This window comes from Pseudoalteromonas sp. BZA4 (assembly GCF_040104395.1).
Classification (GTDB): domain Bacteria; phylum Pseudomonadota; class Gammaproteobacteria; order Enterobacterales; family Alteromonadaceae; genus Pseudoalteromonas.
Map to the genome: position 1 here is coordinate 32,530 of NZ_JBECOT010000035.1, position 12,334 is coordinate 44,863.

Genomic DNA, 12,334 nt, shown 5'->3' on the forward strand with positions numbered 1-12,334 from the left:
TATTCCTCATCAGCATTCAACTGTTTAATTGCATAGCCTTTATTTTTTAGTGAGCCTCAAGCTATCGTCACCGGCCAAGTGGGCTGCGTCAACAAGCACCAGCTCTTTTTGATGATCAGTAAGCCAAGCGAGTAATATTGATTGCTGCGCTATTTTTCTACAGGGGTAACGCCTGGCGAGTCACAAGCAATGACTTCAAATCGATAGCCATACTCAGCATGGTGATCAGGGGTTACTTGCACTATTTCGTAATCATTCAGCTCAACGGCTTTACTGTTTTCTGCTTTTAAACAGCGTGAATAGCTATCGGCTTCAAAGCTGTAAGCAAACATCGCAATTAAACGTTTGCTACGCTCAAAGTAACCTTTGGTATCTAAAAACTGACGAAGGTTTTCGGCGGTTTCGCTGTCACCTTCTATATTGACGTCTTGGTTAGGGGCTGAGCTTTCTTCACTTTCAGGAAGTTGTTGCTCAAGCTTTTCACCGAGTTCTTCGACTGCTATTTGCTGCTCTTCACCAGATTCTTTGGCAATGACTTTGCTATCCAAAAAGGTGCTAACCATGTTGTCGAGCACTTCTTCAGGTGGCTGATCGTCGATAAACGAAATCAGGTTAATAAATACCACTGATGCTAAAACAAAGCGCACGATGGCAGTTAATAGAGGTGAGTAGCTTTGGCTTATAAATTTAATTCGCTCAGAGCCAAATGGCTTTATTAGTAATAAAACAAAGATATAGAAAGGTAAAAAAAGTTGAAATAACAATAAAGTACCTAGGGTTATTCCCATTGCCCAAGGGGGTAAATATAACAGGGTGGCAAAGTTATGGGTGTAGTTAAAATGACTGGAAGACACATGAGTCACATCATTAACTATGCCGCTCGCACCGGCCAAGACAAAATTAGCGATACTGGCATAGAAGATTAAAATTAGTGCTTTGCCGGCAAGCGAGTGCCAAAGTTGGTTAAACTTGGGCCAAAATTCAATAACAAGCGCAATAATGGTGATGGTGGCACTTAACCAGCCCGATTGCAGAACAATCAGGCTGCTTAATGCTAAAAGATAGAGCTTTTGTGCGGTACTTAAGTTAAACCAAATGGCTTGTAATCGTTCAACCAGCCTCGTTTTATGAGGCTGCCAGCTACGTTGCTGTTGTTGAAACTGTTTATTAGCGCGCCATTTTGCAATTTTTAAATACCTACGCACGCAATATCCTTTTTATAGTAGTGGTTTTAAGTACCTTCCTGTGTGTGAACGCTCACACTCGGCAACGTCTTCAGGTGTACCAGAAATTAAAATTTCACCACCGCCAGAGCCACCTTCTGGGCCTAAGTCGACAATCCAGTCTGCGGTTTTGATCACATCAAGGTTATGCTCAATAACAACAATGGTATTACCATGATCGCGTAAGCGGTGAAGTACTACTAATAATTGCTGAATATCAGCAAAGTGTAAACCCGTAGTTGGTTCATCAAGAATATATAAGGTTTTACCGGTATCACGTTTTGAAAGTTCGCGAGCCAGTTTCACACGCTGCGCTTCACCACCGGAGAGGGTAGTAGCAGCTTGACCTAAGCGAATATACGACAAGCCTACATCCATTAATGTTTGCAGTTTACGTGCAATAGCCGGAATTTTATCAAAGTAGTCACGGGCATCTTCTACGGTCATTTCGAGTACTTGGTGAATGTTTTTACCTTTGTACTGTACTTCGAGGGTTTCACGGTTGTAGCGCTGACCTTTACATACATCACAAGGTACATATACATCAGGTAAAAAGTGCATTTCTACCTTGATCACGCCATCACCTTGGCAAGCCTCACAACGACCACCTTTAACGTTAAAGCTAAAGCGACCGACCTTATAGCCACGTGAACGGGCTTCTTGAGTACCCGCAAATAGCTCTCGAATACCGGTAAAAATGCCAGTGTAAGTTGCAGGGTTTGAACGCGGAGTACGGCCAATCGGGCTTTGGTCAATATCAATCACTTTATCAAAATGATCTAGGCCTTTAATTGACTTATAAGGTGCCGCTTCTGCGGTAGTTGCGCCATTTAACTCGGTATGAGCCAGCTTAAATAAAGTGTCGTTGATAAGCGTCGATTTACCTGAGCCTGATACACCTGTGATACAGGTCATTAAGCCAAATGGAATACGTAAATCAACGTTCTTTAAGTTGTTACCTGTGGCACCAAATAACTCAAGCCATTTGTCGGTAGTTTGATGGCGAGCCTCAGGTACTTCAATTTTCTTTTCGCCAGAGAGGTACTGACCCGTGATTGAATCTTTGCTCGCTAGAATATCGTCATGGGTACCTTGTGCAATAACATGGCCGCCATGAACACCGGCACCCGGGCCGATATCGATAATATGATCCGCAGCGCGAATAGCATCTTCGTCATGCTCAACCACAATGACGGTGTTACCTAAATCGCGTAAGTGAATAAGGGTTTTTAGTAGGCGGTCGTTATCGCGTTGGTGCAAACCAATTGAAGGCTCATCCAGTACGTACATAACACCAACAAGACCTGCACCAATCTGACTTGCTAAACGAATACGCTGCGCTTCACCACCCGACAGGGTGTCGGCACTTCGCTCAAGTGATAAATAATTAAGGCCTACATTAATTAAGAAAGATAAACGGTCACGAATTTCTTTGAGGATTTTTTCGGCAATTTGGGCGCGCTGACCAGTTAGATTCAAACCATCAAAAAATGCCATGCTTTCACCAATACTCATTGTGGTGATAGCTGGCAGGTTTGTTTGGCCAATAAATACGTGACGAGCTTCTTCGCGTAATCGAGAGCCATGACAGCTCGGACACGCTTGGCTTGTTTGGTATTTAGCAAGCTCTTCGCGAACTGAGTTTGACTCGGTTTCACGGTAGCGGCGATTCATATTATTTAAAACGCCTTCAAACTCATGGTTACGCGTAATTAAGTCGCCACGGTCGTTACGATAGTTAAAGGCAATTTTAGTTTTGCCAGAACCTTCTAGAATCACCTTTTGAGCATCTTTACCAAGTTCTTGGAAAGGCACTTCTAGGTCAAACTTATAATGCTCTGCGACAGCTTGCAGCATTTGGAAGTAATAAAAGCTACGTTTGTCCCAGCCTTTGATTGCACCGCCCGATAAGCTTAGCTCAGGGTTTTGCACAACACGGTTTGGATCAAAATACTGACGCACACCTAAACCATCACAGCTTTGACACGCACCCGCAGGGTTATTGAACGAGAATAAGCGCGGCTCAAGTTCACTCATGGCATAGCCACACGTTGGGCAGGCAAAATTAGCAGAAAACAGCATGTCTTCGCTGAGTGAATCGTCCATTGCCGCTACATGGGCAATACCACCTGATAGCTCAAGGGCTGTTTCGAATGATTCAGCTAAACGCTGTTGTTGGCCATCTTTAACTTTAAAGCGGTCAACAACGACCTCGATAGTATGCTTTTTATGAAGCTCAAGAGTTGGTGGATCTGATAAGTCACAGACTTCGCCATCGATACGGGCGCGAATGAAGCCTTGGCTTGCGAGTTGCTCAAGCAGCTTAACGTGCTCACCTTTACGATCTTTTACTACTGGCGCTAATAGCATTAGCTTACTACCTTCTGGTAGAGCTAAAACCGTGTCGACCATTTGGCTGATAGTTTGTGCGGCAAGAGGTAAATCGTGAGTAGGGCAGCGAGGCTCACCTACACGGGCAAATAATAAACGTAGGTAATCGTAAATCTCGGTAATAGTACCGACCGTTGAACGCGGGTTATGCGACGTTGATTTCTGCTCAATAGAGATAGCTGGCGATAAACCTTCGATGTGATCAACATCGGGTTTTTCCATTAGCGATAAGAACTGTCTTGCATACGCTGACAGTGATTCAACATAACGACGTTGCCCTTCTGCATACAAAGTATCAAACGCTAAAGATGATTTCCCTGAACCAGATAGGCCAGTGATAACTATCAGCTTATCACGGGGAATGGTTAGGCTGATGTCTTTTAAATTGTGCGTACGGGCGCCTCGGACTTCAATGTTTTCCATGCTATCTCGTTTTATTACCTAATTATTTTTTCAGTATCTCATAATACGCGATAAGATTAATCCTTGATCAAAGAAAAAATCATCACTTACAGGTGATTATTTAGTTTTCGCTTGTGGTAGAATCCACGCTCAAATTTTAATAGACAGCAAGATAAGTAATTCATGACAGCATCTTCACTCAACTCTCGAGAAAAACGCGCTGCCGTTTCGTTGGCGAGCGTCTTTGCATTCCGTATGCTTGGCCTATTTATGCTGATGCCAGTATTGGCTATCTATGGTCAGCAATTAGAAGGGTTTTCGCCGCTTTGGATTGGCTTTGCTATTGGTGCTTATGGTTTAACGCAAGCCGTGCTGCAAATCCCTATGGGTTGGTTGTCTGATAAAATTGGTCGTAAAAAAGTGATTATTGGTGGCCTTTGTGTGTTTGCACTTGGCTCTGTTATTGCTGCAACCGCTGAGTCTGTGCAAATGGTTACGCTAGGGCGTGCACTACAAGGCATGGGGGCAATTGCCAGTGCCTTATTGGCGCTTGCTTCTGATTTAAGCCGTGATGAACAGCGTCCGAAAGTTATGGCCGTTATTGGTATGTGTATTGGTATGAGCTTTGCCATTGCTATGCTACTAGGGCCAATTGTTGCTGCATCGTGGGGAGTTGCTGGAGTATTTTGGCTTACTGCAGGACTGGCCATTTTAGGTATTTTAATTGTGTTGTTTTTAGTGCCAAATGCTGTCAATAAGGCGCCAAAAGGTGACACACTTGCTACCCTTGATGATATTAAGCAACTAATTAAACATCCACAATTAGCACGCCTTGATTTTGGCGTGATGCTGCTTCATCTTACATTAACTACCGTATTTGTAGCCTTACCGGGCCAGCTAATAAAAGATGGCTTAGTCGCAGACCACCATTGGTATTTATATATCCCTGTACTGTTTTTAGCGTTTTTCTTGATGGCACCAATGATGATTGTGGCTATTCGTAAAGAAAAAGAAAAACAAGCCTTTATTGGCTCAATCGCACTGCTTGTTTTAAGCATGCTCGCGATGTCGTTATGGGTTGATTCGGTGATTGGCATCGGTATTTGTATGTTGGTTTACTTTATTGCTTTTAACTTTTTAGAAGCAACCATGCCTGCACTTGTTTCGCGTATTGCCCCTGCAAACCAGAAAGGTTCTGCGATGGGGGTATTTTCATCTACGCAGTTTTTTGGTGCCTTTTTAGGTGGTTTATTAGGGGGTTACGTTGCTCAAGCATTAAGTGCGCAAGCAGTGTTTGCGGCGGCGGCACTTGTTGGGGTAATATGGCTTATCCTTGCTTGGAATATGCAAGTCCCACCAAGAAGTAAAATAATTAGCTTAATGACTGAATTAAGTTCAGAGCAGCAGGCACAAGCGCTTGCTTCTCGTCTTGTTGCTTTACCGGGCGTAATTGAAGCAACGGTTGTCTGTGATGAAAATCGCAGCTATTTAAAGATTAATGATAAAGAATTTGACCTAGACCAAGCACGCAAAGTGGCTGGTTTAATCTAACGTTTTATAGGAGAAGTTCCATGGCACGCGGTGTGAACAAAGTTATCTTGGTTGGTAATTTAGGCCAAGATCCAGAAGTACGTTATATGCCTAATGGCAATGGCGTAGCGAATATCAGCATTGCTACGACAGATAGCTGGAAAGATAAAAACACAGGGCAAATGCAAGAGCGTACTGAATGGCACCGTGTCGTGTTATTTGGCAAACTAGCAGAAGTTGCTGGTGAGTACCTTCGTAAAGGTTCACAAGTGTACATTGAAGGTCGTTTACAAACGCGTAAATGGACTGATCAATCAGGCCAAGAAAAATACACCACAGAAATCGTGGTAGACATGGGCGGTCAAATGCAAATGTTAGGCGGTCGTGGTGAGCAGCAAGGTGGTGGCTATCAAGGTGGTCAATCACAAGGCGGTTACCAAGGTGGTCAACAACAAGGTGGCGGTTACGGCGGTGGTGCACAGCAATCACAAAGTAATAATAGCTATGCTCCACAGCAACAGTCTGCGCCAGCACAGCAGCAACAGCGTCCACAACAGCAATCTGCACCACAACAACAAAGTAATAACCAGTATGGTGGCGGTTATGGTCAGCAGCAAAGCAGCGCACCTCAACAAGGCGGTTTTGCTCCTAAACCACAAAATGCACCACAAGGCGGCGCATCAAACCCAATGGAACCACCAATCGACTTTGATGACGATATTCCGTTCTGACCTAAGACAAAGTTGAAAATGTTGAAAAATGTATAGGAGAGCCGCTAAATAGCGGCTCTCTTTTTTTTAACTAAAAATAATGTTGAAAAATATTTTTTGCTGTGTATATTACTTTATAACAAATTAAAATGTTGATTAGTTGGTGCTTATGCGTATCGTAGTGAAAAAATTTAAAAGTGGTGAACGTTATGCATTTTTGTTAGGTGATGATGGTGTTCCTGATTTTTGGGTTACTCATTTTGTTACTCAAAAATTACGAATGAATAAGGCAGTAACATCAATAGTGCAATATTTGAAAAATATTAAACACCTCAGGTTATGGGAGAAAATCAACGATAGAGATCTTCTTGACGAAATATATAATGGCAAGATACCTAATAGTAACGATTTGAATAAAATAAAAGAGCATTGCACCTATCAAGCTAAAGCGCTCAAAATAAAACCTGTAAGTAATATTGTTGATCTGGGCCAATTCTATCTTTCCAAATCGCAAGAAAAGCCAACGATAAAAAAACCTCAGTACATTGCTCGAATTGCCCACATTGCAGAATTCTTAACCTTTATTGGTAAAGAGAGACTTAAGAATAAAGCAACTGCTACAGAACTATTCGATGCATTAGATAAAATGAAAGCTGATTTTAAGAAGAATATGTCAGACGGTCGATTGAAGAGTGTGCCTCTAGACAAATCAGGTATTCCCGATGATGCATTTGAAGATTTTGTTGAAGTATCTAAGCCTAATTCAAAGCACAACCCATTCAAAAACTCTACGATTCAACTTAGAAATTATTTAATTGTCCAAGTCTTATATGAGACAGGTTTGAGATGCTCTGAATTGTTAGCACTTCGGATTAGTGATATAGGTACAGACATTAAAACTCCCACACTTTCGGTCGTTAGGAGACATGATAGTAAGGATGATCCAAGGTTAAAGGAGCCAACAGCGAAAACACTTGGTCGGACTATCGAAATTTCAAAAGAGTTAAGGGATTTATTAAATATTTATATCAGATCATATCGGTCTAAGACAAAGACAGCCAAAGCCCACCCTTTCATTTTTGTATCACACAAAGGTAAGGCTGGGCACTATGAGTCAGGTCAACCAATTATTCAACAGACAATAAATGATATTTTCAACCGTATAAAGAGCATCAATCCAGAGCGGTTCTGGGGAATTACTCCACACCTGTTTCGGCATTTTTTCAATGATCAACTATCTCATTGTATTGATAAAGAAAGACAGATTGTTCGTGCAGAAGTAAAGAGATTAAAGGAGGCCGGCCTACATGAGGAAGCGAAGCTGTACTCGCATGAAAATTTAATTTCTGAACAACGAGAGCTCGAAATTCGAGCGGAGTTAAATGGGCACTCATCATTGAAATCAGGCCGTTTTTACTTAAAAAGAACATCTAGAAAGAAAGCAAGCCAGTTACGAAAAAAGACGCATAAAAATTTGCGACATAAAGCCATAATAACTAATTATAAGGGATAAAATGAAAAGAGCTAATGCGGCAATCAAAAACCGTCAAAGTGACATTCGCTTAACTAAAAGTAACTATGAGTTTGATGTTTATCAGGATGTTTGGAGATTAAATTCAGACTTACAAATAAACTTTAAATTACTAACACCTTTAAAGTTGAACTCTTCGTTTATAAATAACTTTCGAATTGCTCTTGCAAATTATGTGTCTGAATTGTCAGCAGGTTATGTTCAATCTATTTACGTAAATATAAGGCATTTATTTGCTATAAGTGGGGTTTCAGATGTCATTAATGAAGAGCATATAATCAACTTTAGAGCTACATTGGATAAAAGCCACGAATGGCAATTAGGACAGATACGAGCTTTTATATTGGACTGGCATGACAGAGGGATACCGGGGGTAGATAAAAAAGCGGTTCAACTGCTCAGTTCTATAAAGTTAAAAGGGGCAGAAAAAGGAAAAGCGGTCGCAATCGGTTGCCCTTATAGTGGGGCGTACTCTTTTGATGAGCAAACTGCGTTTATTAACTGGTATGTTGATGCATTTACATCGGAACTTATATCTTTGAAAGGCTACTCTTTTTTGATTGCGCTGCAATATACAGGGGCTAGGCCTGTACAATTACGTTATATGTATCATGAGGATTTGATTGAGCGAGAACAAGATGCAATGAGTTGCTTCGATCTAAAAATTCCACATGCTAAAAAACATAAAGCGAGTTTTAGAGAATCATTTCAGGTCAAAGATGACATTAATGAAGACTTATATCTAGTATTAAAAGCCCAGTCAGAAAGTAGTATTTCGTTCATCGAAAATCATTTTGGTATTAAGTTGTCTGATTCACGAAAGAAGACTATCCCAATTTTTTTAAATGAAAATGAAATTGAAGGGTTGAATCAATTTGAAGATTTTCTAAATGTTCAGTCAAAAACTCCAGACTTGTTATGTCTTACAAAGAGTGGAGCTGGCAAGCTTATCCAAAACATTGCAAGGTTATGCCCTCTTAAAACTTCACGTATTAAAATGAATGGAGCCTTTGGGGACTTACATATAAACGCAAGGCGATTTCGTTATACTCATGCAACAAACATGGCAATGCTAGGTGCAAGTGCTCATATTATTGCTGAAGAGTTAGGTCATGAAGATACTCAGCATGTAACTGTATATACAGAATTTAATGAAGAAATGGCAGATCGAATCGATGAAGCATTAGAACCCAATTTAACACCTTTAGCACAAGCGTTTTCTGGAACTCTGATCGATAGTGAAAAAGACGCAATCCGCGCGAATGATCCTAGAAGCCGAGTAATTTCAGATGAGGGTGGAACGGTAGGAAACTGCGGTAAGTATGGCTTTTGTGCGAACGGGACAATTCATTGCTATACATGCAATAAATTTCAACCATGGGTAAATGCACCACACATTGAAGTACTTAATAATGTCACGATGGAGCGTGATCGAAAGCGTAAAATGGGCGCAAGTGAATTTGTGTTACAAGGCCATAATCGCAGCATTGATGCGATCAAAGTTGTGATCAGAAAGTGTGAAGCTAGAAAACAAGAGTTGGAAAAAGAGGGAGCGTTAAATGTCTGATGTATTGATATTTACACCTAAACACAAGCTTGAATTACAAAAAAATTACAATGATTTTATTGAGTTTTCGAAGAATAAGTTAACGCTTTTTGATGATCATGAGTTTGAAAGCCCTAGCGGAATTCAAAAGGGATGGGAATGTGATAAGTGGTCTTGGAATACAGCAAGAGGAAAGAAATTAACCATCGTATTTGGTAACAGCGAAAATCATTCGAAATATACACCATTTAAGCAGCCATTTGCTGACTTTGCCAAAGCCTATGTACGATACCAACAGTCGCTCAATCACAAAGACTCAGTTATGTGGGCCTCTTCATTGGTATGGCTTCACAATGCATTAGAAGAAAATGCGACTCAAAATGGTAGAGTCGCCATTGATATTATGTACCTCAATAACACGGTAATTAATCGTGTGGAAGAGCAGATTAAGAACAGCGGATTGAGTGCTGGAGGCAAGCGCAATATTGGCCTGTCATTTGAAAAAATATTGAAGTTTATTAAGGACAAGCGATTCAAACTAGATTTACAAGAGTGGTCAAATCCTTTCCCTCGTCCGTCCGACTCAAAAATTAAACTTGATAAAGTGAGTCGTCAGACAGAGGAAGATAAATGTCCTTCTGATTATCAAATGTTTCAGGTCGCAGATGCTTTTTATAAAGCTAAGACTTTAAAGCAAAAATACTTTAGCAGTTTATGTGTAATGTTGATGTGCCAGCCAAGCCGAAACGAAGAACTAAGTGGCTTAACAATAAACTCACTACAGAAAAGTGATAAAGGGCGTTGGTATCTGATGTGGAATCCAGCTAAAGGCGGTGACCCTGTACGAAAGTGGATACCGAAGTTAATGGAAGATGTTGTAAGGCAGGCATTTGAAAGATTAATAGATATATCCGCTCCGGCTAGGTATGCAGCTCGCTTTGCTTATGAAAAGCCTAAATTATTCATGAAACACAGTAAATGTATTACACCAAACGATTTCTCACATGATAAGCCTTTAACTTATGATCAATTCGCTCATGCTATGGGGTTTAAAACAGGAAAATCCTCGAGAGGAGCCGACATAACTTGGGTAACATATGGCACAAATGTCGCTTGGCTAAAGAAACTAATTAGTAATTTAAATGGTGTTGCAAATTGGAAAAAAGAACTATGCACTAATGCTAGCATTCTACCTAACAATGATGTTGTTAATAGATATAGTAAAAAGCATCTCGGCATTAAGATCAAATTTCCCTCGTACAATGACTTGAGAGCCGTAGTAGATCAGCAATATAAAACAAGCGATTTTCCTAACTATGGTGACGTTAAGCTTTGGGACTGTATTACTCTGGTTAGAGAAAATGAGTTTCATAGAGAGTTTAATGTAAAACCTTTTTCGTGGCTACTCACAGGGCATGGTGCAATAAGTGATGCTTTAGGATCTGATAGAGATGCATCTGAAGATTCAATCGAATCTATTTTTGTTGAGTTAGGAATTAAAGATGAAGATGGTTCTAAATTAAAATTAACAACACATCAGTTTAGACACTGGCTTAATACAAAGTTAAAGCTCGCAGGTGAAGAGGACTGGCTTATTGCTAAGTGGTCTGGGCGCGCTGATATTGAACAAAATAAGGCCTATGATGGAAGAACTCAAGAGCAAAAATCTCGTTTAACAAAGCGAATTGGGAATGTAGTTAAGAGTGAAGGTGTTATGACGGTTGCTCAAGCCAATCAGTTTTTATCGCCATACACATCAGAGTCGCCACCTCCGGCAATCGTGTTGCATGATTTAGGCTTACCAGTCTCTCTTAAATCTCTCGGAATTAATCGCTCAGGTGTCGCTCAGTTCACAGGGTTAGGCTATTGCGTTCACAATTATGCAGAAAGCCCGTGTGTTAAAAATGGCGATTGTGCGGTCTGTAGCGACCATGAATGCCTTAAGGGGCTGCCAAACACTCTTGAAGAGCTTAAAAACCTTGAGAAGCTTAATAAGGAGCAGCTAGAGGATGCAATCGTTAAAGCTGGAGATAAAGTTTTCGGTGCTGATCGTTGGGTAACTGCCACAGGCTTTAGGTTATCAAAGATTAAAACCATTATTGCTATGATGGAAGATCCAAACAGACCTGAGGGTACACCCATCAGAATTCCCGATAAGTTAGATCCTTCACCAGTTAAGCGCTCACTTAATATTGACGAGCAGAGTGTTATCCCAACGTTTGATCTTACCGCTTTAGCGTTAGCTGATATGGAGGAGTAATCATGGCTTTTGTAACAGACAACAAAGAAATGATTCTAGAGATTATCGATGGTTGGAGTGGTAAACTTACTTATGAGCTTCTTTCTGACAAACTTCAATCAGAATTGGGCTTAAAACGCCCCCCATCACGGCACACTTTCACAAAGCATGATGAGATAAAGCATGCTTTTGATTTGAAAAAAACAGAATTACGAAATAAAAAATCTGCTGCCATTGATGAAGCTAAGTTGCTATTCGAAAGCTCAAACAAGCTAACCCATCTTCTTGAAAAACTGGATAGTGATGATGCAACGATAGCTGAACTCATAAAACAAGTTGAAAAGCTTGAGAGAGAAAATGAGAGGCTTAGCTCAGAGAATGATAGACTGAGTGAGCAACGTGATATTTTACTTGAAAGGTTTGCTCGATGGCAGCATAACTTACAGAAAATGGATGGTGTTGATTTGAATAAGCTTGCTATCTCTATTGATAGCGGATTGCCCTCTAAGAATAGAGGGTGATTAGTGTGCTGTTATTAGGTAATTGGCACTGAAATTGGTGGTAATTTTATCGGCCATGAGTATAAAGTCTTATCTCTAAGTAATGAAATTACAATAGTCAGAATGCTTTCAAGGTGGCCTTGTTGATCAAATGCAGCTCTCTAATAAACTCACTTAACTTACTGATATTTAGGCAGACCAAGGGTGTTGATCTTATTTAGCGCCTTCACTTTGATCATCGCTTCAACCAGTTGGCGATTGT

8 protein-coding genes are annotated in these 12,334 nt (G+C 40.7%); 6 read left to right on the forward strand and 2 right to left on the reverse strand.

The genetic code is table 11. From position 1 onward, the window contains the following. Positions 1–149 precede the first annotated feature (149 nt). Together ABMY41_RS14385 and uvrA are read right to left on the reverse strand one after the other, a co-directional pair. Positions 150–1,205 carry a hypothetical protein gene (locus tag ABMY41_RS14385; protein WP_175083229.1) on the reverse strand — a complete coding sequence of 352 codons (1,056 nt, stop codon included), beginning with the start codon at positions 1,203–1,205 and terminating at the stop codon, positions 150–152. A gap of 12 nt (positions 1,206–1,217) precedes the next feature. Beyond that, positions 1,218–4,037, reverse strand: coding sequence for an excinuclease ABC subunit UvrA (uvrA, locus tag ABMY41_RS14390; protein ID WP_251602987.1), 2,820 nt, complete (start codon positions 4,035–4,037; stop codon positions 1,218–1,220). 162 nt (positions 4,038–4,199) lie between these two features. Between uvrA and ABMY41_RS14395 the strand changes: the two genes are divergently transcribed. The 6 genes from ABMY41_RS14395 (at position 4,200) to ABMY41_RS14420 (ending at position 12,093) form a co-directional block, all read left to right on the forward strand. Continuing rightward, positions 4,200–5,567: an MFS transporter gene (locus ABMY41_RS14395; protein WP_062565992.1), complete on the forward strand. Its 1,368-nt coding sequence runs from the start codon at positions 4,200–4,202 to the stop codon at positions 5,565–5,567. A gap of 20 nt (positions 5,568–5,587) precedes the next feature. Further along, positions 5,588–6,277: a single-stranded DNA-binding protein gene (gene ssb / locus ABMY41_RS14400; RefSeq protein WP_054563349.1), complete on the forward strand. Its 690-nt coding sequence runs from the start codon at positions 5,588–5,590 to the stop codon at positions 6,275–6,277. 148 nt (positions 6,278–6,425) lie between these two features. Next, positions 6,426–7,769 carry a site-specific integrase gene (locus ABMY41_RS14405; protein ID WP_235377831.1) on the forward strand — a complete coding sequence of 448 codons (1,344 nt, stop codon included), beginning with the start codon at positions 6,426–6,428 and terminating at the stop codon, positions 7,767–7,769. A gap of 1 nt (position 7,770) precedes the next feature. After that, positions 7,771–9,354, forward strand: a complete 1,584-nt coding sequence (locus ABMY41_RS14410) for a site-specific integrase (protein WP_063529401.1) — start codon at positions 7,771–7,773, stop codon at positions 9,352–9,354. Continuing rightward, positions 9,347–11,593 (forward strand): hypothetical protein, encoded by a 2,247-nt coding sequence (locus ABMY41_RS14415; RefSeq protein WP_063529400.1) that lies wholly within the window; start codon positions 9,347–9,349, stop codon positions 11,591–11,593. Before ABMY41_RS14410 ends, ABMY41_RS14415 begins: the two co-directional genes overlap by 8 nt. A 2-nt stretch (positions 11,594–11,595) precedes the next feature. Next, positions 11,596–12,093, forward strand: coding sequence for a hypothetical protein (locus tag ABMY41_RS14420; protein WP_063529399.1), 498 nt, complete (start codon positions 11,596–11,598; stop codon positions 12,091–12,093). Positions 12,094–12,334: the final 241 nt, after the last annotated feature.